Raw genomic sequence first — 21,626 nt, 5'->3', positions numbered from 1 at the left:
ATGGTGTCGGGTGGGCTCAGCGGGTGAGCAGCGTGCGCAGGTCGATGACGCGGTAGCCGTGGGCGGTGACTGCGTTGAGGATCCGGGGCAGGGCCTGGGCGTCGATCACCTCGGTGCGGCCCTGTGGCGCTCCGACGTGCATTTGCAGGACCGCTCCTGGGCGCAGGGCGTCCAGTGCCCTGTCCACCGCACGGTCCACCGTCATGCCGCCTTCGGTCCCCTTCCAACCGTTGGTGTCGGTGGTGAACTCGATGTCCGCGAACCCGAGGGCGTTGACCTCCCTGATGTGAGCGGGACTGGTCTCGCTGTACGGGAACCGGAAGAACGGCGTCAGCGCCCGGCCCGCCCCGGCCGCGCGAAGGGCCCGGTCCGCCGCCACCACCTCGTGCTCTCGTCCGGCCTCGTCCAGGTCCTTGAAGTGGGGGTGGCTGAAGGAGTGGTTGCCCAGCCCGTGGCCGGCTGACGCGATCTCCCTCACCACCGCGGGGTAGCGGTCGGCGAAGTCGCCGGTCAGGAAGAACGCAGCGGGTGCGCGACGGCGGGCGAGTTCACCGAGGATGCTGTCCAGGCCGGCGTCGTTCCAGGCCGCGTTGAACGTCACCGCGACCACCCGCTCGTGCGTACGGATCAACCGGTTCTCCGATCCGAACAACGCCCGCAGCCCCTCACCGTGCACGGTCGCCGCCAGGTACGGCGCGACGGCCTCCTCCGGCCGAGCCACTGAACCCTGCCCGAAGCTCCACAGCAGCAGGACGGCGGACAGCCCGGCACCTGCCCCCAGCAGGCGACGGACGAAAGGACGGCGGTCCCTGATCACAGAAGGTGAGTGCATGCCCCAGCCATCGGCCGGCCGCGCCCCGCTCTTGAGCACAAACCGGCAGCGTCCGCAGCGCGGTCGGCTTCTCCAGGTGGCGTACGCCCAAATCTGTGTTCAGTGCGTCGTGCCGGGGCGGCATCGTTGTCGGCTGGTGGGATGTGGCTGATCGGCGCTTTGACGGGGGCCGATCGGGCAGCTTGTCCGGGGCGGTCGGGTGGCGGTGCCGCGGCGTCGGTCAACTGTCGGGGGCTGTCGGTCCGATGTCAGCGACTCGTCGGCGGGGCCTGGGACCTTTCCGGAGGCGGCCGGTCGGAGTTCCCCGGGCGGCCCGACCCCGAAGGAGTCATCATGCACACGCCCGTTACGGTCATCGGCGGGGGACTCGGCGGACTCACGCTGGCCCGCGTCCTTCATGTCCACGGAATTCCGGTCACGGTCTACGAGGCCGAGTCCTCCCCGACGGCGCGCTCGCAGGGCGGGATGCTCGACATCCACGACTACAACGGACAACTCGCCGTCGAAGCAGCCGATTTAATGGACGAGTTCCGTGGCCTCATCCTGGAGGGCCGCCAGGCCATGCGGGTCCTCGACCCGGACGGGACCGTCCTGCTCGACAAAGCCGACGACGGCACGGGCGGGCGCCCCGAGGTGCAGCGCGGCGAGCTGCGACAGATCCTGCTCGACTCACTCCCGGCCGGCACCGTCCGGTGGGGGCACAAGGCCAACAGCACCCGTGCCCTCGGCGAGGGCCGACACGAGGTGACGTTCGCCGACGGCAGCACCGTCGTCACCAGCCTGCTGGTCGGCGCGGACGGCGCGTGGTCACGGGTCCGGCCGCTGCTCTCCACCGCCACACCCGAGTACATCGGCAAGTCGGTCGTCGAGACCTACCTGTTCGACGCCGACACCCGGCACCCGGCCGCCGCGAAAGCGGTCGGCGGCGGGTCGATGATCGTGCCTGCGCCGGACAGGGAGATCTTCGCTCACCGGGAACGGGGTGACACTCTGCACGCCTACGTGGGGCTGTCGGAGCCGCAGGACTGGTTCGACGCAATCGATTTCACCGATGCCGCCGTGGCCACCGCACGGATCGCCCGCGAGTTCGAGGGCTGGGCGCCGGAGCTCACCACGCTGATCACCGACAGCGACACCGCGCCGGTCCTGCGCCCGCTCTACGCCCTGCCGACCGGGCACCGGTGGGACCGCGTGCCAGGGGTGACCCTGCTCGGCGACGCCGCCCACCTTGCGGCCCCGAACGGCGAAGGCGCCAACCTCGCCATGCTCGACGGTGCCGAACTCGGCAAGGCCCTCGCCGCGCACCCCGACGACATCGAGACCGCGCTCACCGAGTACGAGCAGGCCATGTTCCCCCGCAGCGCCGAGCACGCCACTTTCGAAGGTGCCGAGCTCTCCGAGATCTTCTCCGGCGATGCCACTCCATGACTTCCGTTCGTGGAACGGTCGCCGTGATGACCGTTCCACGAACGCTTTCCCAAATCCTCGCTCCTCGGGTGGCCATAGCGCAGAACCGCGGCGTCCGCTGTTACGCGGCGCTCGTCTGCGATGGTTTGACGCCCCCGCAGGTACCGATGCACATGTAGGCGAACCCGGTGCCGCAGCCATTGAGCTTGGGCTGGCACCAGCAATCACGCTCACAACACACACAGTCGCCGGACGAGCACCAGCTGCTGACACAGCTGCACGTGCACCCCGGGAGGGCCGCGGCAACGGGGCCGAGCGTCGCCAGCGCCGCGCGGCCCTCTTCCAGGCCGAGTGCCGCGATGGCGTCCTTCCGCAGAGATTCCAGCTCCTGGTGCAGCGCGGCATCCACGCTGCCGACGAACGTCGACTCGCGTCCGAAGACCACCTCGGCCCGGTCCAGGACCAGTCGCTGCTCCGACGTCAGGCCCGGGTGCGAGGCGCGGTACCGCGCGAGGTGCTCCAGCCACAGACGGCTGCGGTCCGCCGGTTCAAGCGCGGCGAAAATTGCCTGGCGGTAGGACATCTCGTGTGCGGCGAACGCCTCGTACTCCCGCGGCAGGCGGGCCCGGTTCGCCCTCACCCACCTCTGCGCCGGAGTCGCGGCCCACGCCTGGGACAACGGGCCCCCGCCCAGCACAGCGGCCGCCACGCCCAGCCCGGCCAGCCGAACGAACCGTCCCCGGCCCATACCCTCCGCCGGCACATCCGGAGCCCGCCTCTCACGCCCCAGGGCGCGCAGCAGGCGCGTCGTGCCGCGAGGTCCGAGCCGCAGCGCGAGGCGCACCCCCATCGGCCAGCCGGTCCAGGCGCGCACGGACGCTTCCTGGTCCGCCACCTGGATCAGGGTCGGCGCGTGCGGCGGGCGCGGCCCGAGGGCCTGGGCACGCCACGCCTGGACGAGCGGATCGTCCAGCGGCATGACGTCGAGCCGGAGGCCGGCGTGCCCCTTGACCTCGTCAGCCATGGCCCGGCACCGGCAACAGGAGGAGTCGAACGCGAGAACCCAGCGGACGGCAACCATGACCAACCCCCGCAACACGACTGATTGTCACTTCTGTCACCATCAGTCTTGAACGGGAAGGGTTACCTCAAACGGCGCGCAGAGGCACTCGGGGCGGATCCCGAACGCCGGCACGCCGCCACCGCACGAAGCGCCTGCCGGTACGCAGTGATGACCCGCCCCACCCGTAAGACGGAAACACCTTCTTCCACGGAGTAGCAGCGCCCCTCACCCGCGACTGTCATGCGGATGCTGCGCAAACCCGACGAGCAGACTGCCAAGTTCACGGCGGTGAGGCCCGCCGGGTGCGGTCCCCTCCGGCGATGGCCTCGGCGACCTCTTGGATGGCGCGACGGAGGAGGTCGCCGTAGGGATCACGAGGAAGGTCGGGGGCGTGTGCTTTGGCCGCGTTGATGTGTTCGGTGGCGGCTTCGAAGGAGCCGAGTCGGCGGTAGTTGTCGGCGAGGTTGAGGTGCAGGGAGGGGTAGAAGCCGGCTATGTGGAGGCCGGCGTGGTGTTCCTGGACGCGCTGCTCGGTCACGGCGTCGGCAGCGTCCAGGGCCCGGATGTCCCAGGCGAGGGCTTGGGCGGCGTCTTCGTAGAGATCTGCGAGGTAATGAGCGAGGGAGCAGCGGTGCAGCGGGTCACCGGTGACACCGATTGCGGACCACAGGTCCAGCAGTTTCTGTCGGGCGGAAGCGATGTCACCGGCTCGGCCTTCGGAGACGGCGTGGCCGATGGCTTCCATGGTGGGGTCGGGGCCGGCGGGTGCGGTGGTCATGGAGTGTTCCTCGTCGTCTCTGTCAGGCGGGGTGGTCGGGGTTGATGGGCATGGCCAGGGTGGTGAGATCGCCGCGGTCGGCGGAGCGGATCGTGACGGGCTGGTCGTGTCCTCGTAGGTCGAGCAATACGTCGGGGCCGATCGCGGTGCTCACGGCGGGATAGAGCGTGGTCAGCCCGAACCAGATCCGGAGGGCCTGACCCGTCGCGGTGGCCGGGAGTGGGGTGCCGGGCTGTTCGTCGTCCGCTGACACGACGTTGACTCCGTGGTCGGCGACATGCAGCCCGAGGCGCTCGCCGGGGTGTTCTTCCAGGGCTCGCAGGAGCAGATCCTTCGAGACCGTCGCACGAGTGGTGACCTCGCCCAGTGACGCGAGCATCAGCCGGTAGTCGGGGAACTCATCGGGCAGCAACCGGCAGTGCCGGTCCTCCCGGTCGGCCGCGCGGAACCGGATCCCGTTCGGGACCGCTTCCAGTCGCACCAGCGGACTGCGGCGGCTCGCGGCGGCCGTAGCCCGCAGTTCATCGCCGTCGACCGTGCCGGCCCACGTCTGCCTCGATGATTCAGCCGGCACCAAAGTTCGGGTGGAGAGCCGGTAACGGTCCGTGGCGGTCAGGGTGACGGCCTCATGACTTGCCTCGATGCGCAGACCGGCGAGTGCCGGTATCCCGGGCTCGTGCGCCGTCGCGGTCAGGACCTGCTCGACCGCGTCCGCCAGCACGGGCCCCTTCACCGCCGCGATCGGAAGACCTGGCACGTTGCCGAGGGCGGACTTGATGACAGCAGCCTTTCGTTGCACGGCCGCCGCATCCCCAACGACCCTTGCGACATGATTGTCGAGTAGCCGGCACGCCTCGTCAGGCCCGGAACCGAGTACCGCCTCGACAGAGGCGAGGGGCATGGCGAGCTCGCGGAGCTGACGCAGCGCGGTCGCCCGCGCCACCTGGTCGGCGCTGTAGTAGCGGTAGCCCGAGACCGGGTCGACATCGGCAGGGGGCAGCAACCCGGAGTCGGCATAGAACCGCAACGCGCTGGAGGTCAGACCACTGCGCTGGGCGAAGGCCCCGATCGGCATCAGCTCATCATTTGGCACCGCGTCATCATCGACCTTCAACCAACTTGAAGGTCAACACCGACGAGCACCGACACCAACCTCATGGCCGGCAACAGCTGGGTCGCTCAGGGAGTGACCCCTGGGGGCACCGTGGTGGCGGGGTCCGGGATGCTGTGCCGAGTGAATGCCCACAGCACGAACCCGAGGGTGCTGAACGCGGCGCCCAGTGCGCATACGGCGCCCCAGCCGGCCACCGTGTAGAGGGAGGTCGATGCGATGGCGCCGGTGGCGCTGCCGATCGAGTAGAAGACCATGTATCCGCCGATCAGCCGGCTGCCCGCGTCCGGGTGCAGCGCGTAGATCAGGGTCTGGTTGGTGACATGGACCGCCTGCACGGCGAGGTCGAGAAGGATCACCCCGACGACCAGGGCCCACAACGAGCTGCGGGTGAAGGCCAGGGGCAGCCACGAGGCGGCGAGCAGTGCCAGGGCGATGCCGGTCGTCCGCCGGGAGTGTCCGCGGTCGTTCAGCCGGCCTGCCATGGTCGCGGCCAGGGCGCCGGCGACACCGATCAGCCCCAGCGCCCCGATCGCACTGTGGGACAGGAAGTACGGGGCCTTGCTGAGCGGCAGCGCGACGCTGCTCCACAGGGTGCTGAAGGCGGCGAAGATCAGGAGAGCGAACAGGGCACGGAGCCGCAGCAGTCGTTCCCGCGCGAACAGGGTGATCGTGGAGCGCAGGAGCTGTCCGTATCGCAAGGTTGACGGCGGGGCGTCGCTGTGGCGCGGCAGCACTCGGTACAGGACCAGAGCGATCAGAGCGGTAAGCGACGCCGAGGCCAGGTAGACGGAGCGCCAACCCGCCAGATCGGCCATGAGACCGGATGCGGTGCGGGCGAGCAGGATTCCGATGACCACGCCGCTGGTGACCAGACCGACGACCCGTCCGCGCCCGGCGGGAGGGGCCAGTGATGCCGCGAAGGCCACCAGCGTCTGCGTGACGACGGAGAGAAGTCCCATCGCGGCCATGCCCGCGAGCAGGATCGCGGCCGTGTGGGCGGCGGCTACCACCGCCAACGCCACCACCAGGAGCAGCAGCTGGGCCACGATGAGCCGTCTGCGGTCGGTCACGTCGCCCAGCGGCACGAGGAAGAAGAGTCCCAGCCCGTATCCGATGTGCGTGAGCGTGACCACGCTGCCGACAAGTGCCGGGCTCATGGCGAGGTCGTGGCCCATGGTCACCAGGAGCGGCTGGGAGAAGTAGACGTTGGCCACCGCTGCCCCGCAGGCGACGGCGAACAGTACGACGATGCCGCGGGACAGGGCTAAGGCGGGATCTTTCCCGCTCCGGGCTTCGGCCTGTCGTGACACGGCCTCACTTTTGCCAGGCATCAGCATTCCTCCGCTGCATGAATGGTTTCATTTTGCTACCAGTGCGACGGTAGCCCTACTGGTAGCATGTTGCAACCATCGTGAGAGTGAGGACGTCATGGTGACCAGAACGCGCTTCGACGACAGCGAATGTCCGGTCGCCCGGTCGGTGGACGCGATCGGCGACTGGTGGTCCCTGCTGATCGTGCGGGACGCCTTCGACGGAAGCCGACGCTTCGGGGAGTTCCAACGCAGCCTCGGCGTCGCGAAGAACATCCTCACCGCGCGTCTGCGTACCCTGGTCGCCGGCGGTGTCCTCGAATCCGTCCCCGCCTCGGACGGCAGCGCCTACCGCGAGTACGTACTGACTCCGAAGGGCAAGGCACTCTTCCCCGTCATCGTGGCACTGCGGCAGTGGGGCGAACAGAACTGCTTCGCCCCCGGCGAACCGCACTCGCAATTGGTCGACCGCCAACAGGGACAGGACCTTCGGGCACTGGAGGTGCTGTCTGCGGACGGGCGACGACTGAACCCCGGCGACACCATCGTCCACAAGGTCTCCGCCACACAATGATCCGAGCCGGAGACCCGAAAGGCACCGTGGTGGGCGAGGCGGTCACCAAGGGCAGAGCTGCACAGCTGGTCTGCGGTGGTGGTGGCGTCGCCGCCGGCCGAGAGGTAGCCGGTGGTGAGAGTGGGGTACGCACCGTTGGGCGAACGACAGCCGGTCAGGTTGCCCGTCCAGGCGACCTGAGACTTGGCCAGTCATGGACGCCCCCGGCGGTGCTGCGCGCTGGGCTTCGCCCAACCGTCGGGTCCGGTCCGTGTTCCCGTCACCCGGGTGGCCCGTCTGTAGTAGTCCCCGGCCCGGTGGCGTGGTGGCGTGGAGGAAGTCCGGCTCGTGTGAGACGGAGGTCCGGCGTCGGGCGGAGAGGTGCGCCGGCGCTTCATGCGTACGTCGACAGGAGTGGTCATGTCCTTGCAGTGGAGCCGCGCGGTGGCGCTGGGTTGCGCGGCGGCTGCCACGGCCTGTGTCCTGTCCTGGGCGGGCGTGGCGACAGGGCTCACTCCGAGCGTCCTGCCTGCTCCGCAGCTGAAGGTCGGCAAGGCGCAGGCGGATCTGTGCCCGACTGCCGCCGCCGCGAAGGCGCTGGCCGATCAGGGGGTGACGCTCGGCGCCAAGAGCCCGGCGGTGATGGCCCATGTCGACGGCCGCACGTGCGTGCGCCTACCCATGACGCGGGGCGAGTTCGCGGCCGACCTCAGCACGGGATCGGTACCGGCTGACGGCGGCATCACCTTCACGAAGTCCGGTGGCCGCAGCCTGTCCCTCACGGGCATCGTCTTCGAGTTCGGCGAGCGTACGGCCAGGGGCACGGCCACCGTCGAGGGTGCCGCGGCCGGCGCTGCTCGTCGGCAGCCGGTCGACCTGTTCACCTTGGACTTCCAGCTGGACAAGACCAAGATCGACGTCACCAAGGGCACGGCGGAGGGTGCCGCGGCCCTGGGCCTTGGGAAGGGCGGCGACAGCGCGCTCAAGGACGCATTCGGCACCAACCCGCTGCCTGCCCAGGGCGCGGTGTTCGACGCCACCGCCGGCGGTGACGCGACCCAGGCGGTGCAGGTGTTGTCCCGGGCCCTGCTGCTGTGACCGGCACGGGTGGCGCCACCCTGGCCCCGGCAGCCGGAAGTACCCCCGTTGCCGGCCTGCCCGAAGCCGAGGAACGGGTCGCGGACGTCATCCGGGTGCAGATCCCGCCGCGGTACTGCCCACTGTCCTGCGCCGAGCACCCGGACACCGACCGGCTGAACGAGCGGGCGGCGGCCTGGGTGAACGGATACGGCCTGTGCCGGGACGGGACGCAGCGAGCGCGGATGACCGGCAACGACTGCGGAGGCTTCTACGGGCGGATCATGCCCCGCGCGCCGGCCGACCGGCTTCAGGTCGCCGTGGACTGGTGCGTGCTGATGTTCACCTTCGACGACCTGCACTGCGACGAGGGACCTGCCAGCATGCGCGCCGGCGACTTCACCGACTTCGCCACGCGCCTGCTGCGCGTGCTTGAGACACCGAGAACACCGGGAACGGGACCACCGGGAACCGGACCACCAGGAACGGCGGCGGACGGATCCGTGGGCCCCTTCCTCGCAGCGGCGGGCAACCTGGCGGGGCGCTGCCGCGCGCAGGGGACGCCGGTGCACATCCGGCGCATGGCCGAAGGGCATCGCTCCTGGTTCCTCGGCGTGTTGTGGGAGTTCGGCTGCCGCCTGCGCGGCCGTACGCCGTCGCTCGACGACTACGCGCACATGCGGCAGCACACCGCGGCCGGCTCGGCGACCTTCAGTTGGACGGAGGTCGTCGACGGCCAGGAGGTCCCGGAGCGGGAAATGGCGTCGCCGGCGGTGCGGGCGTTGCGCGAGCTGGCCTTCACCACGGCGGCCTTCGACGACGACCTGTTCTCCTACGGCAAGGAGCAGTGGCTCGCCGCGCGCAGCGAGCACAGCAACGGGTGCCGGCTGAATCTGGTGGACGTCCTGATCGAGGAGCGGTCCCTGTCCCTGGCACAGGCGATGGAGGAGGCGGTGGCCCTGAACAACCGCCTCACAGCCCGCTTCGTACAGCTGCGCGACCAGGTGCTGCCCGGGGCGAGCGAGCCACTGCGCCGGCACCTGGAGCATCTGTCGGCGCTGATCAGGGGCAATCTGGAGTGGGGCCTGCAGGCGGGGCGTTACACCAACCCCGACGGCTGCCATCCCGGCGCTGTGGTCACCACCGGCTCCTTCACCGGGACGGCCCCGCCGGTCGGGCCGCCGGGCGTTCCGTCCATGTCGTGGTGGTGGGACCGGCTGTAGGACGGCGCAGCGAGTCCGTGCGGAGCCGACGATCATGCTCGACGAGGGGTGAACGTCAGGCTGAGGCGACCTCGAGGCGGCAGGGCCACGGCCAGGCGCGGGCGGGGATCGCCGCCGACGTGAACGTCGTAGCGGCTCAGCACGGTGGCCAGCACCAGCACCGCCTCCATGACGAAGAACGCCTGCCCAACGCACTGGTGGACACCGTCCCCGAAGGGCAGATAAGCCAGCGAATGCCGCTCGCGCACGGCTTGCTTGTCGAACCGGCCGGGATCGAAGCGCAGCGGGTCGGGCCAGAACTCGGCCAGTCGGTGGGTGAGGTAGGGAGACATGACGAGCGTGGTGCCGGCCGGCACGGTCACCCGGCCGACCGTGTCGTCCTCCCTGGCAACCCGGGGGACGGCCCACGCCATCGAGTACAACCGCATCACCTCGGCCATCACCTGCTGGGTGAACACCAGCTTCCGTACGTGCGCGGGCCGCGGCGGCCCGCCGGCCAGCACCCGGTCCGCCTCCTGGCGCAGCCCGGCGACGACGGCCGGATGCCGGGCCAGCACCGCCCAGGCCCAGGTGAGCGTGAGCGCGCTGGACTCCGAGCCGGCCACGAACAACGCCACGATGTCCCGAACGACATGCTCATCACTCAGCGGCCTGCCGTCGGGCCCCCTTCCCCGTAGCAAGCCGCTCATCAGATCCGCGCCGCCATCGCCCTGCCGGCGGGCGCTGTCGATGACGGGCACAAGGATCCGGTCGATGGTGCGGGTCGCCCGCAGAAACGCCCGGTCACCGGGCATCGGCACCCGGTTCGGGACGAAGGGCATCGCCATGCGCCACAACAACGAGCCCAGCGCCGTGGCCACCTCTCCGCCCAGCCGGTCGCACTGCGCGGCGCTGACACGGGAACCGAAGAAGACGGGGTTGATGATCCGGTGGACCAGGTGAGTCATCTCCACCACCGCGTCCACCGGCCGCCGCAGCGCCCGGTCGGCCAGCTCCTCCACGGCCACGTCGACCGAGGCAGCGATCACCTCTCCCGTCCGCTGCAGATATCCGCCCGACATTCCTTTGACGAGGACGTCGCGGCTGGCCCGCCACCCCGGCCCCTCTCCGGCGATGCCCCGACCGGTCAGCCGTCCGAGCGCCTCCCACATCGCGGCCCCGCGAACGTAATTCTCCGCTGCGTCCCGCAGCACGTGCCGCACATGGTCAGGGTGCGTGACCAGCAGCGGCCTGAAAGGCCCCAGCCCCAGTCGCACCACCGCCCCCTGCGCCTGCCGACCGACCCCCTCCACCAGCCCCAGTGGACCCCCTCTCACCAACTGGCTCAGAACACGGTGAAGGGGCACGTCATGAACCCGATCGACGGTGGGTGAGGGCATCAGCAGCCGCCTTTCGGCTCCGGACCTCCGGACCGGGCCCGGCTCCGGACCGGGCCCGGAGGCGCCCGACATCAGTCAAGAACTCATTGTGGGTCAAATTACGATATTCATCGACTATTTCCCCGCGTCAGAAGGGTGTGCGCAGCAAGCAAGGGCCGCGGGCCGCCGCCCGCATGCGCCAGGCGGTCGGGAGTCCCGATGGGGTCGCGAGAGCATGGCGTCATGGACGATCTGACGCAGACACGGGAGCTGACGCCGATACGGGAGCTGACGCCGATACGGGACGTGGCGGACCGGTTCGACCTGCCGCTCTCGACGTTGCACTACTGGGAGCGGCGCGGCCTCGTGGAGCCGCACCGGCGGTCCGGGCGGCGGTACTTCGACGCCGAGCAGGTCTACCGCGTAGCGCTGATCAAGCTGTGGCGGGAGACCGGGCTGATGTCCATCGAGGAGATCGCCGCTCTCCTGCGCCGTGACGCTGCCGGCGCCGCCTGGCAGGAGACCGTGCACGGTCGTATCGCTGCCCTCGATGCGCACATCGCCCGCCTCGACGCCGCGCGCGCCTACCTCGGCCACCTTCTCACCTGCGCGCACGGCGACGACCTGGAGAAATGCCCGGCCTTCCGGGCGACCGTCCCCCTGTCCCCCTGACCAGTCACCCCGCGACGAGTGGTCCCGGGGTGCCGGTCACCCGGAGCGGGGCATGGTGAGGGCCGCCACGAGTGCGGCGGCGGCCACGCACCCGGCACAGACGAGGAACGCGACGCCGTAGCCGTGCGCCAGCGCGGCCGCCCCGTGCGCACCGCCACGTCCGGGATGCGCGTGTGCCCACGCGGCCGCCGCCGCGGCCGAGACCGTACTGATCACGGCGAGCCCGACCGCCCCACTGGTCTGCCGGACCGTGTTCAGCACCCCCGCGGCCAGACCGCTCTGCGCCGCCGGGACGCCGCCGGTCGCCGCCACCGTGACCGGGGTGAACGCGGCAGCCGTCCCGAACCCGAACACCACGCCGGACACCACCACCGTCAGCAGGTAGGAGCCGTCCACGCCACCGAACGCCGCCACACCCGCGAAGCCGGCCGCGCCCACCAGGCAGCACACCACGGACGTCCGGCGCGGCCCGAACCGTACCGTCAACGGCCCGGCCGCCCTGGCGCCCGCGAACATCGCGGCCCCGACCGGCAGATAGCCCAGCCCGGAGCGCAGCGGCGACCAGCCGTGCACGTCCTGGAAGTACAGCGACAGCAGAATCGGGCTGGCGAAGAAGCCCAGACCGAGCAGGAACATCACCACGTTGCCGCTGCTCACCGCACGAAGCCGGAAGAGGCCGGGCGCCAGCAGCGGCTGCCGGGCCCACCGCGCCTGATGCGGCACAAGAACCCCCAGCAGCGCTACCCCGCCGACCAGCGGGCCTGTGACCTCCCCACTCGTCCAGCCCGCGACGGCGGCGCGCATCACCGCGTACACCACGCCCGTGAGCCCGACCGTGGCCAGCGCGGCCCCCACGACGTCGAGGCACGGCCGGCCGGCCCCCTCGTGCCGCGGCAGCCCGCGCGCGGCGCCGACGAGCAGGAGCACCCCGATCGGGACGGTCACGAAGAACACCCAGCGCCAGCCGGCCCACTGGGTCAGGGCCCCACCGACCACCGGCCCCAACGCGGCACCGACCGCCCCGACCGCGCTCCACGTGCTCAGCACCTGTGCACGCCGGTCCGGTTCGGCGAACGTCGTGGTCAGCAGCGACAGCGTCACCGGCATCAGGAGTGCCCCACCGAGCCCCTGCGCCGCCCGCGCGGCCAGCAGCGCCTCCGCCGTCACCGCAAAACCGCACGCGACCATCCCGGCGGTGAACAGCGCCGTCCCGGTCAGCAGCGTCGCCCGGTGGCCGAACACGTCCGCGCACCGACCGCCGAGCAGCAGGAAGCCGGCGAAGGCGAGGGTGTAGGCGTTGACCACCCAGGGCAAGGCAGCCGGTGAGAAGCCGAGGTCGGCGCGGATGCCGGGCAGCGCCACCGACACGATGGTGGCGTCCAGGACGACGACGAACGACCCGGCGCAGGCCAGGGCCATCACCAGCCGTTCACCTCCGCGAGCACGCCGCTCACGCCGCTCACGCCGCTCACGCCGTTCACATCGCTTTACGGGCCGGGCCGCGCCGGGTTCCACGGCCGCCGCTCGCGTGCTCATACCGGCTCCTCGTCGTCCGGCCGGACGGTGACGTCAGGGCGCAGCACGGGCCGGGCGTGGCGCGCCGCGGGGACGTCGAACAGCCCGTCGACGGCAGGGCGCTGGGCGGTGTACGCCGCCACGAATCCGGCGATCTCCCGCTCGCCCGCGGGCAGTCCGGCGGCGGCCAGCAGGCTCCGCACCCTGACAGCCGCGTCGGGGTGCGCGGCAGTCTCGACACGCGGCCCGGTCATGCGCCGACCACCACGTCCACAGCGGCACACTCGTGCGCTGCCGCAGCCACGCACGGATCAGGGGTGCGCCGGTGCCAGTCGGTGTGCTGCTGGAAGGCGTCCCCGACCCGCAGGATCGCAGCCTCGCCCGCCACCGGGCCCGCGATCTGCATCGACAGGGGAAGCCCCGCCCCCGTCCGGCCCATCGGCACCGCGAGGACGGGGTTGGCCAGCGCGTTCCAGTACGGCGTGTAGATCTTCCCGAACACCCCCGCGTGGTCCTGGTGCCCCGCCTCGTCGGCCAGGGCGGCGAACGGCGGCGCCCCGATCGACGCGGTCGGGCACACGATCACGTCGACATCCGCGAACAGCGCGTCCACAGCCCGCTGCGCCACCGTTCGCACCCGCTGCGCCTGGACGTAGTCCGCGCCCGATACCAGCGCACCCGTGGCGAGCAGGCCGCGCGTGGCCACGCCGTAGTCGTCCCAGTGCCGGGACAGGTCGGCGCGGTGGTGGGCGAGGCCCTCGCCGGCCGCGGTCACGAACGTCGCGGTGATCATCTCCTGCCAGTAGGGCAGATGGGCCTCCACCGGGACGGCGCCGAGTCCGGCGAGCACCGACACGGCCTCGTCGAACGCGCCAGGCAGCGCCGGATTGCCGTCCGCGGGGAGGTGGTGTTCCTGTACGACGCCGATCCGCAGCCCGCCCAGATCCCCGCCACACCAAGGCTCCTGGAAGGAGCCGCCGAAGCCGTCCCGCGCTCCGGTGATGACACCGAGCACTGCCGCGCAGTCCCGGGCAGTACGGGCGAGCGGGCCGACGCGGTCGAGGCTGTACGCGAGCGGTACGCACCCGGACACGGGAACCCGCCCGTACGTCGGCATCAGCCCGCTGACTCCGCAGAACGCGGCGGGCATCCGGATGCTGCCGCCGGTGTCGCTGCCGAGCCCGGCCAGGAACATTCCCGCCACGACACCGCTGGCCGAGCCCGAACTCGAGCCTCCGGCCCACGACTCGGTTCGCCATGGATTGCGCGGGAACGGGAACGGCTTGTCCTCCTCCGGGAGCCCGCATCCGAACTCCATCGCGGTCGTCTTCCCGGTGATCACCGCCCCGCCCACCCGCAGCCGGGCCGCCACGGGGGCGTCCTGCCCGGCCCACCAGTTCCGGTCGTGGACCAGGCTTTGCGCGGTGGTCGGCCCGTCCGCCACCGCGATGGTGTCCTTGACCCCGAACGGGATCCCGTGCAGCGGCCCACGGTCGATGCCGCGCGCCAGCTCCTCGTCGGCGCGCCGGGCAGCCGCCCGCGCCTGCTCGTCGAACCGCGTCAGATACACCCCGAGCGCCCCGTCGGCACGCTCGGCCGCGGCGATGGCCGCCTCGGTCAACCCGACGCTGGTCACGCTCCCGTCCCGCAACGCCCGCGCGGCCTCGGTCAGGCTCATGGTCAACGCTTCGCTCACGCTCCACCTCCACGTCTCCACAGCCGCCGTCGCTCGTCGCCGACGGCCGGTGGTAGGCGACCCTCCCAACTCAACCCGGGTTGAACGCAACCTCCTCGGCACCGCACCCCGGCCCGGCAGCGCGTCAGAGGAACCCGAAGGGTCACCGTGGCGACGTCCGCGCTGGCTGCGGCCGGCGATGGAGGGTCGTGACCTTTTTGGGTGAATTGCGAACGCGGCCCCTATCGAACGTCATTGCATGTGCTGTTGCCTGAACTTGCCATGCAAGCGAGGCAATACGAACTGAAAGGGGTATGGTCGTGAATTTCCGGATCATTAAAAAGTGGCATGCCTCGATCGTCGCAATGACGGTGCTGGCCGCGACGGTGCTGATCTTTTCTTCAGGGGCGGCTTCTGCTGCCGTCGAATCGCCGGTAGGTGACGGCCAGTACCATGCCATCAGCAATGTCAGCGGCCTCGTGCTCGAGCGGGAGGGGCGGTGTGCCAATCAGACCGGCTACGCCATTATCAACACCGCTGGTGGATTCGCCGCGCAGCAGTACCGGTTCGACCTCAACTCGGAGGGAACCGTGTACATCTACGACCGGTGCGCGCTATCTCGTGCGCTGACTGCCCCTCCCAGTGCTGGGGGTAAGGTCGAACTGCGGACGTACGATTCGTCCCGTGCCGATCAGAAGTGGAACGTCACTCAGGACCCCAGCGGCAAGCTGACCATCGCCAGTGTGGCGGGCGGCTTTGTGCTCGACAGCGCAGGCGTGGTCGCAGGTTCTTTCGTAGTGGCCAACACGGCCGATCCCCAATCTCCCACGCAGAAGTGGGCCGTGGTCAGCTGATCCGCCAGGATCGGACGGGAGTCGAGCCGGGACCACCTCGAGTCGAATGCGCCATGCCGGTCTGATCGTGGTCAGGTGCGCAGGGTCAGGCCGGCGAACCGGGAATGACCGGATGTGGCCGGTGTGCGGGGGCAGGGCGAGCTGTAGGTTCGCAGCGCAGCGGCTGCCGCGCGGCACGGACCCATCAGCCACAGGTGGAGGAGGGATCGCGCATGTTCACCTACGACGCCGGCGAACGGAACGCCTTTCTGGAGGAATGGGCGAAGTCGCTCAGCACCGGCGAAGCGACCGCGCCTCTGCGCTTCTACGCCGATGACGCGCTCGTCGAGGACATGGCGATGAAGAAGTCCTCCCGAGGCCCCCAGGAACTGAAAGCGTTGCTGCAACGCCTCTACGACGCCGCACCGGATACCCGCATCGTCGTGCGCCGTTGTCTCACGGCACCCACGCACGGGGTCGTCCACTGGACCTGGACGGGAACCCTGAGCGGAAAACTGTACGGCTTCACCATGTCGGCACCGGAACCGTCCTTCTCCGTGGAGGGCGTGACCGTCGTCGAATTCGCCGATGACGGTCGCATAGCCAGTGAAGCCGACTACTGGAACGCGGCGGACCTGCTGCACCAGGTCGGCGCCGTCGCCGTATAACCGTCGCCGGCCTTCGTTCACCCTGTCACGTACGACGGCAGCACGCGCTCGAGGACGTCGTGTGTGTAGCTGTCGATGACCGGCGTCAGGTCGTGGGACGGGCATCCCTGTCCCGCCGCGACCACGGCCTGCTGCCGGGCGGTCTCCAGCAGGGTCGTCAGCTCACGGGCGCAGGCCCGTCCGGTCAGCAGCAGGTGGCCGAGGTTGCCTTCGCGTTCGCCTTTGAGACGGTAGTCCTGGAGGTCGTCCGCGACCATGGTGATCATGCCGAAGGAGTGCCCGAACGTCCGGGCGTGCTCGGCCGCCTCCGGGACGTCGCCCGCCAGGGCGGCCAGCAAGGCGTAGCAGCCCTGGAACGAGCCACTGTAGTGCTCGGCATCGGACCACCACTGGGCCAGGTCGCACGCGGGTCGCCGCTTGGCCCTGACCTGGCCGGTGCCGATCCGGACGAACTCCCGCTCCAGCACCTCCAGCAGCCGCACCGCGTCCGGCGTCCGGTGCGCCAGACGGCGGGTGGCGGTGTGCCACATCAGCAGGCAGTAGCCCAGTTCATAGCGGTCGTGGTCGGTATCGAGGTCCAGTAGGTCGTCGAAGAGCTTCATCCCCAGGCCGTGCAGGGTGAGTTCCCAGGCGAGCTCCCGGCGTGTCCGGGGGCAGGGGGTCCAGACGGTGAGCAGGTAGGGAGACCGCAGGTAGCCGCGCAGGCCGAGCAGGTACTCGGTCAGGTGGAGAGAGGCGTCCCAGCCGGCGAGCAGCCCCTGCAGTCGTTCGCGGATGCAGTCGTGGACCTCGTCCCACTCGGCGAGCAGCGCGGGCGAGGGGCCGGGCCGGTGCGTCCCGCTGTTCACGGCCGGATCCGGCGGGTCACGGGATCGCCCGCTGTGGGCGGGGAGGAAAGTGGGGTGTCCGGGGCCGTGATACCGCTCAGAGCCAGCAGCGCCGTGGCCGTCGTGAACAGTCCCGCACGGTCCTGGGTCATGGTGCCCACCACCCGCGCGCCGCGTCCCTCGTACCGCCAGTCGTAGGGGGCGTCGGGGTCGGCCATGGAGGGCGGGGGAAGCCGTACCCAGGCTGAGCCGGGCCAGTCTCCCGAGGGACGTTGGGTGTGCAGCAGCCGGTGCAGGACGCGGCCGGACGCGTCGCCGGGCGCGGGCGTGGGGCCGTCCGTGGCGTGCCGGAGCGTACGGGCCGCGAGGGCGGTGGCAAACGCCGAGCCGGCGCCGGCAGTCGCGGTGCGGACCGCTCCGTCGGGGCCGATCCGCCCGGCCATCCACGCGCGTGCCGCCTCCGCTGCGCGGCCCGCGCCGTCGAAGGCCTCGTATGCGAAAGCCGTGGCGTACTCCGGATCGGTCCACCAGTACGACTGCCAACTGCCGTCCGGCCGCTGGCGCGCGGCCAGATGGCGCAGCAGCCGCTCGCGCTCGGGCAGGGCGCGCAGGCCCGCCGCGGCGGCCGTGACGCAGATGTGCGAGGAGTACCAGCCGTCCCAACCGCCCGGCACCGGGTGACGGTCGAAGAAATGGCCCGCGTCCTGACGCGAGTACGTGGCGACTCCGCCGTCCGGCCGGACATGCCGGGTCAGGAAGGCATAGCCGCGCGCCGCGGCCGGCTCCTTGTCGCCGCCCACGGCCTCGGCCAGCCGCAGGACCCATGCCGTGGTGTCGGCGTCGGGGGGCGCGCCGGGGCCGTAACCCCAGCCGCGCGCGACCGCTTCGGGCCCGGCGAGCAGCCCCCAAGCCTCCCGGGCCGCTTCCTCGCCGCGGGGCACGCCGCACCCCGCCAGGGCGGCGCCTACATAAGCGGTGAGCCAGGTGCTGCTCGGCCCGTTGACATCGAAATCCCGCCACCAGCCGTCCGCGCCGCGCGAACGCAGCAGAAAGGCACACGCCCGGTTCCGCGCCACCGCGGGAGACCGGGGCGGGCCGCCGTGCGTCGCGTCGGCCTTGCCCGCAGCATCGGGGCCATCCGCGTCGGGGCCCTCCGCGACGATGCCCTCACCTTCCGGGGCACTGCTCCACTGCGCCATGTCCTCTCCCTGCCTCGAGGGCCCTGGATCCCGCAATGGGCCGGCGGTGTGCACGCGTCGTGCGCCGTCGGTCCGCCGCCGCGCCCGCCACGCGTCACTCCGGCGCGGCGCCGTACATCGCGTAGGGACGGCCTGCGGCAGCCGCCATGCGGCGGCCGGCTTCCACCTGGTACGTGTCCAGGCCACCGGGCTCGAACGGCCCGGCCGCCCCGGCGGTCAGCGCGGCCGCGGACTTCGGCACCACTCCCAGGTCCGCGCGCACCTTGTCGAGCGGCTGGTCGGCCAGGGCGAACCAGTCGACGCTGAGCAGGTCCGTGCGCACCAGCGCGCCGCGCCGCAGGGCGTCCCGTACCCGGACCGCCATCCCCTCCTTGGACACCGGCCCGCGTCGCGCCGCGAACTGGGCGGCGGCCAGGCCCGTGTACCCGATCAGATGGAGCCCGACGACCCAGGCGAGGAGCTCGAAGCCGCGGCGGTCGAGCAGGGCACGGGTGACCAGTGAGAAAACCTCGAGTTCGGTGGTGAGGGTGGTGCCGTAGTCGGCGACCACGTGCACCCAGTCGTGCTGTGTCAGGTACGCCGGCGTGCTGCCGGGCCGGCCGGGGAAGGGGAAGCCGCGGGCCAGGAAGTAGCGGTGCACAGCCAGTCCCAGCGAGCCGGGCGGGCAGCCCGCGAGCGCTTCCCAGCGGGCGGCGAGCCGTGCGTCGTCGAAGCAGGGACGCCACGCGGCGCTGAGCGCCTCCACGGTGTCCAGCGGGCGGCCTTCGTGGTCCCTGCGCAACGGCCGGTAGCCGCAGGCCCGTTCGAACTCGATGAGGGCGGCCCAAGGATCCCCGTCCTTGAGGCTGCGGGCCAGGGCCACCAGGCCGTCGGGCGCGCCCACGCCCGCCACCCACTCGGCGACCCGTGCGGTGATGTCGTCGGTCAGCGGCGACAGGATGACCTCGTTGACGATCAGCATCAGGGCGACCCAGGTACGGAATTCGGTGTCCCGGTGCCCGGCGTCCAGCGTCCGCTTCAACTCGGCCAGGGTGACCGGCTCGAGCGGGCCGGGGGGAACCTGGTGCCCGGTCATGACGGGACACAGGGCGCGCAGCAGAACGTCCTGCAGGGCGCCCGGTCCCTGTGGCGGGGCGGTGGCGGTGATGACGGCCCGGACCAGCACCTCGGTCTCGGCGGGGCCGGGCCGGGGGACGGTCCCGCCCGGGGCCGCCGCCGCATCCCGCCCGGTGTGCCGCGCGGGGGGCTCCGCGGGTGCCTGTGGGACGTCCTCGGGCCTGCTCATCCGTGTGCACTCCCCTCAGCGCGCCCAAGCGGCACGGCTGTTGACCGGAGCGGGCATGGCGATGACTCGCGTGGAACGGACGGCGACACATTGTGGCACGCACGTCGTGCGAGGCGTTCAGGCAAATCCGGCCACATGCCACGCGTTCCGGTCCGTGGCGGCCGGCCTGTCCCCGCGGCGCCGGGCCGGACGGCAGCCCGGCGCCTTGACATCGGAGTACGGCTCGAGGGGCGCCCCTCATCAGGGATGGCAGATCACCTTGCGGAGGGGCACCTCACTACGGGCACCTCACTACCGGTACCCCTCTACGGGTACCTCACTATGGAAAGGGTCACCTTGGCGTCGCTGCCGTTGTGCCAGCCGGTTTTGTACTCCTCGCTCCACTGCGTGTCCGGGCCGCCGGGGTTGTAGTGCGAGTACGTGGCTTCCCATGCGCCGATGACGACCCTCGCCCTGGGCGATGAGTTGTACCCGTGGTCCGCGACCCGCAGCGTGACGCTGGACTGCCGCTTGCCCTTGTACGTGCGGTGGCATTCCTTGTACCTGACCTTGCCTCCCGGCTTTGTGATCAACCGCGACTCTTCGCACGTGGCCGCCATGGCGGCCGTGGACGTGCTCGCGGAATCCGCCGCGTGGGCGGCGCCGCCGAACGCCGTGCCCGCCAGGACCAGGGTGGCCGTGCCGATGCCGACCCGCTGGAACATGTTGCCGATGAGCATGTGCGCCTCCTCATGTCGTGACCGTGAGGCCCGACCGGCGGGCGGTCGCTTGCCCCGCCGCCGGATCCGGCACCCACAGATTCGTACGCCCGGCGGCAGGCCGCCAGAAGGCTGCCCCGAGGTGGGCCGACGGGGGACGAAGCGTGCTGTGACCTGCTGGGACGCCGCTTCCCACGAGAGGATGGGGGACACCCTGGGACGCGGCGGCACCGTGCGGCCCGTTCCCCGTTGGCGCCGCAAAAGCGACTGCATCGGCAGCGGCAGCCCCCTTGTACCGGCGTCCGCCATGAGACCACTCTGAAGCCATGACCACACCGCCGGCCGACGACCTGCCCTACCCGCCGGGTCCGCTCGGCGACCCGCCGTGCGAGTACGCGCGGCTGCGTTCCGAGGCCCCGCTGACCCGGGTGCGCCTGCCGACCGGTCACGAGGTGTGGCTGGCCACGCGCTACGAGGACGTCGTCACCGTCACCTCGGACACGCGCTTCGCACGTGACGACCGGTACCTGTTCATGCGGATCCCCGCGGACGACGCCGCGCAGGACGGGGACGGCGGGGAACAGGACCGGCGTTCACAGGCCCGCCTGCGCCTGCGCCAGGTCGTCCAGGACGCGCTCCGGCCCCGGCACGCGCAGGCCTGGCAGGGGCGCGTCCGGCAATTGGTGCGCACCTGCCTGGACGATCTCGAGGCCGCCGGGGCACCGGCCGACCTCGTGCGGCAGTACGCGTTCGCCGTGCCCGTGTCCGTCGTGTGCGAGCTGCTGGGCGTTCCCGACCGCGACCGGGACCTGTTCCACCAGTGGGCCAACATCAGGCTGTCCGTCACGGCCTATTCGAAGGACGAGGTCGCCGAGGCACACCACGCGTACGAGGAGTACGTGGGTGACCTGATCGCCCGCCGCAGACGCGCCCCGGGGGAGGGGCTGCTGGACGCGATGATCCGGGTGAAGGACACCGACGAGGGGCTCACCGAGTACGACCTGCGGCGCATGGTCCGCGGGCTGATCACCGCGGGCCACCAGGCCAGCACCAACATGATTGCCCGTGGTGTGCTCCTGCTGCTGCGCCACCCCGGCCAGCTCGACCGGCTGCGCGCGGATCCCGGGCTGATCGGCGGTGCGGTCGAGGAGATCCTGCGCTACAACATGCCGGGCGACACCGGGGTGCCGCGGGTGGCGTACGAGGACGTGGCCCTGACCACGGGCACCGTGCGGCGGGGCGAGGTGGTACTGGCCCCGCCGGTGTCCGCCAACCGCGACGAGGGCCGGTTCCGTGACGCCGACCGCTTCGACATCGGGCGTTCCGACAACGCGCATCTGTCCTTCGGCCACGGGGCGCACTACTGCCTGGGGGCGAGCCTGGCCCGTATCGAGCTGCGTACGGCCATCGGCATGCTCGTCGAGCGCTTTCCCGGCCTCGCTCTGGCCACGGACCCGGAGCGGTTGCGCTGGAGCGACGGGCTGCTGGTGCGGCAGCTGGAGGAACTGCCGGTCACGTGGTGACGGGCGCGGTTCAGCC

21 protein-coding genes are annotated in these 21,626 nt (G+C 71.1%); 8 read left to right on the top strand and 13 right to left on the bottom strand.

The annotated features are described in order from the left end of the window. Positions 1–16 precede the first annotated feature (16 nt). The gene (locus ACIG36_RS15185; protein ID WP_399926930.1) at positions 17–832 is read right to left on the bottom strand and encodes a polysaccharide deacetylase family protein; all 816 of its coding nucleotides are present in this window, start codon (positions 830–832) and stop codon (positions 17–19) included. Between the two features lie 333 nt (positions 833–1,165). Here ACIG36_RS15185 and ACIG36_RS15180 point away from each other — a divergent pair, with 333 nt between their 5' ends. Next, positions 1,166–2,260 (top strand): FAD-dependent oxidoreductase, encoded by a 1,095-nt coding sequence (locus ACIG36_RS15180; protein WP_399926928.1) that lies wholly within the window; start codon positions 1,166–1,168, stop codon positions 2,258–2,260. 100 nt (positions 2,261–2,360) lie between these two features. Here the strand turns inward: ACIG36_RS15180 and ACIG36_RS15175 are convergent, their stop codons facing one another. The 4 genes from ACIG36_RS15175 to ACIG36_RS15160 form a co-directional block, all read right to left on the bottom strand. Continuing rightward, the gene (locus ACIG36_RS15175) at positions 2,361–3,263 is read right to left on the bottom strand and encodes a bacteriocin fulvocin C-related protein (protein WP_399926926.1); all 903 of its coding nucleotides are present in this window, start codon (positions 3,261–3,263) and stop codon (positions 2,361–2,363) included. A 319-nt stretch (positions 3,264–3,582) separates the two neighbouring features. Then, a complete protein-coding gene (locus ACIG36_RS15170; protein ID WP_399926924.1) occupies positions 3,583–4,080 on the bottom strand; it encodes a hypothetical protein in 498 nt (165 codons plus the stop codon). A gap of 22 nt (positions 4,081–4,102) precedes the next feature. After that, positions 4,103–5,173: a MerR family transcriptional regulator gene (locus ACIG36_RS15165; protein ID WP_399927616.1), complete on the bottom strand. Its 1,071-nt coding sequence runs from the start codon at positions 5,171–5,173 to the stop codon at positions 4,103–4,105. An 86-nt stretch (positions 5,174–5,259) separates the two neighbouring features. After that, on the bottom strand, positions 5,260–6,531 hold the full coding sequence (locus tag ACIG36_RS15160) for an MFS transporter (protein ID WP_399926922.1): 1,272 nt from the start codon (positions 6,529–6,531) through the stop codon (positions 5,260–5,262). A gap of 91 nt (positions 6,532–6,622) precedes the next feature. Here ACIG36_RS15160 and ACIG36_RS15155 point away from each other — a divergent pair, with 91 nt between their 5' ends. The 3 genes from ACIG36_RS15155 to ACIG36_RS15145 all read left to right on the top strand — a co-directional run bounded on the left by ACIG36_RS15155 (position 6,623) and on the right by ACIG36_RS15145 (position 9,357). Beyond that, on the top strand, positions 6,623–7,078 hold the full coding sequence (locus ACIG36_RS15155) for a winged helix-turn-helix transcriptional regulator (RefSeq protein ID WP_399926920.1): 456 nt from the start codon (positions 6,623–6,625) through the stop codon (positions 7,076–7,078). Between the two features lie 399 nt (positions 7,079–7,477). Further along, the gene (locus tag ACIG36_RS15150; RefSeq protein WP_399926919.1) at positions 7,478–8,155 is read left to right on the top strand and encodes a hypothetical protein; all 678 of its coding nucleotides are present in this window, start codon (positions 7,478–7,480) and stop codon (positions 8,153–8,155) included. Next, positions 8,152–9,357, top strand: a complete 1,206-nt coding sequence (locus tag ACIG36_RS15145; protein WP_399926917.1) for a glutamate dehydrogenase — start codon at positions 8,152–8,154, stop codon at positions 9,355–9,357. The genes ACIG36_RS15150 and ACIG36_RS15145 overlap by 4 nt, the downstream gene beginning before the upstream one ends. Positions 9,358–9,389: 32 nt before the next feature. Here the strand turns inward: ACIG36_RS15145 and ACIG36_RS15140 are convergent, their stop codons facing one another. After that, on the bottom strand, positions 9,390–10,649 hold the full coding sequence (locus ACIG36_RS15140; protein ID WP_399926914.1) for a cytochrome P450: 1,260 nt from the start codon (positions 10,647–10,649) through the stop codon (positions 9,390–9,392). 309 nt (positions 10,650–10,958) lie between these two features. Here ACIG36_RS15140 and ACIG36_RS15135 point away from each other — a divergent pair, with 309 nt between their 5' ends. Next, positions 10,959–11,387: a MerR family transcriptional regulator gene (locus ACIG36_RS15135; protein WP_399926912.1), complete on the top strand. Its 429-nt coding sequence runs from the start codon at positions 10,959–10,961 to the stop codon at positions 11,385–11,387. 36 nt (positions 11,388–11,423) lie between these two features. On the opposite strand, the gene ACIG36_RS15130 is transcribed toward ACIG36_RS15135, so the two are convergent. The 3 genes from ACIG36_RS15130 to ACIG36_RS15120 are packed head-to-tail and all read right to left on the bottom strand — an operon-like array spanning position 11,424 to position 14,598. Further along, complete coding sequence (locus ACIG36_RS15130) at positions 11,424–12,923, bottom strand: DHA2 family efflux MFS transporter permease subunit (RefSeq protein ID WP_399926910.1); 1,500 nt, start codon at positions 12,921–12,923, stop codon at positions 11,424–11,426. After that, positions 12,920–13,156 (bottom strand): hypothetical protein, encoded by a 237-nt coding sequence (locus tag ACIG36_RS15125; protein ID WP_399926908.1) that lies wholly within the window; start codon positions 13,154–13,156, stop codon positions 12,920–12,922. Before ACIG36_RS15125 ends, ACIG36_RS15130 begins: the two co-directional genes overlap by 4 nt. Then, a complete protein-coding gene (locus ACIG36_RS15120; protein WP_399926906.1) occupies positions 13,153–14,598 on the bottom strand; it encodes an amidase in 1,446 nt (481 codons plus the stop codon). The genes ACIG36_RS15125 and ACIG36_RS15120 overlap by 4 nt, the downstream gene beginning before the upstream one ends. A 299-nt stretch (positions 14,599–14,897) precedes the next feature. Between ACIG36_RS15120 and ACIG36_RS15115 the strand changes: the two genes are divergently transcribed. Further along, the gene (locus ACIG36_RS15115; RefSeq protein WP_399926904.1) at positions 14,898–15,431 is read left to right on the top strand and encodes an RICIN domain-containing protein; all 534 of its coding nucleotides are present in this window, start codon (positions 14,898–14,900) and stop codon (positions 15,429–15,431) included. Positions 15,432–15,643: 212 nt separating this feature from the next. Beyond that, entirely contained in the window at positions 15,644–16,078 is a 435-nt protein-coding gene (locus tag ACIG36_RS15110) for an ester cyclase (RefSeq protein WP_399926902.1), read from the top strand. A 17-nt stretch (positions 16,079–16,095) separates the two neighbouring features. On the opposite strand, the gene ACIG36_RS15105 is transcribed toward ACIG36_RS15110, so the two are convergent. The 4 genes from ACIG36_RS15105 to ACIG36_RS15090 all read right to left on the bottom strand — a co-directional run bounded on the left by ACIG36_RS15105 (position 16,096) and on the right by ACIG36_RS15090 (position 20,108). Then, positions 16,096–16,926, bottom strand: a complete 831-nt coding sequence (locus ACIG36_RS15105; protein WP_399926900.1) for a Moenomycin biosynthesis protein MoeN5 — start codon at positions 16,924–16,926, stop codon at positions 16,096–16,098. Beyond that, positions 16,923–18,104 carry a prenyltransferase/squalene oxidase repeat-containing protein gene (locus tag ACIG36_RS15100; RefSeq protein WP_399926898.1) on the bottom strand — a complete coding sequence of 394 codons (1,182 nt, stop codon included), beginning with the start codon at positions 18,102–18,104 and terminating at the stop codon, positions 16,923–16,925. Before ACIG36_RS15100 ends, ACIG36_RS15105 begins: the two co-directional genes overlap by 4 nt. A 94-nt stretch (positions 18,105–18,198) precedes the next feature. Beyond that, positions 18,199–19,389, bottom strand: a complete 1,191-nt coding sequence (locus ACIG36_RS15095) for a hypothetical protein (RefSeq protein ID WP_399926897.1) — start codon at positions 19,387–19,389, stop codon at positions 18,199–18,201. 305 nt (positions 19,390–19,694) lie between these two features. Further along, positions 19,695–20,108: a hypothetical protein gene (locus tag ACIG36_RS15090; protein WP_399926895.1), complete on the bottom strand. Its 414-nt coding sequence runs from the start codon at positions 20,106–20,108 to the stop codon at positions 19,695–19,697. A gap of 305 nt (positions 20,109–20,413) precedes the next feature. On the opposite strand from ACIG36_RS15090, the gene ACIG36_RS15085 reads away from it, so the two are divergent. Beyond that, the gene (locus ACIG36_RS15085; protein WP_399926893.1) at positions 20,414–21,610 is read left to right on the top strand and encodes a cytochrome P450; all 1,197 of its coding nucleotides are present in this window, start codon (positions 20,414–20,416) and stop codon (positions 21,608–21,610) included. Positions 21,611–21,626 lie beyond the last annotated feature (16 nt).

The sequence above is a fragment of the Streptomyces sp. NPDC053048 genome, from assembly GCF_044547045.1.
GTDB lineage: Bacteria > Actinomycetota > Actinomycetes > Streptomycetales > Streptomycetaceae > Streptomyces.
This window is presented reverse-complemented; position numbering and strand designations above follow the sequence as displayed.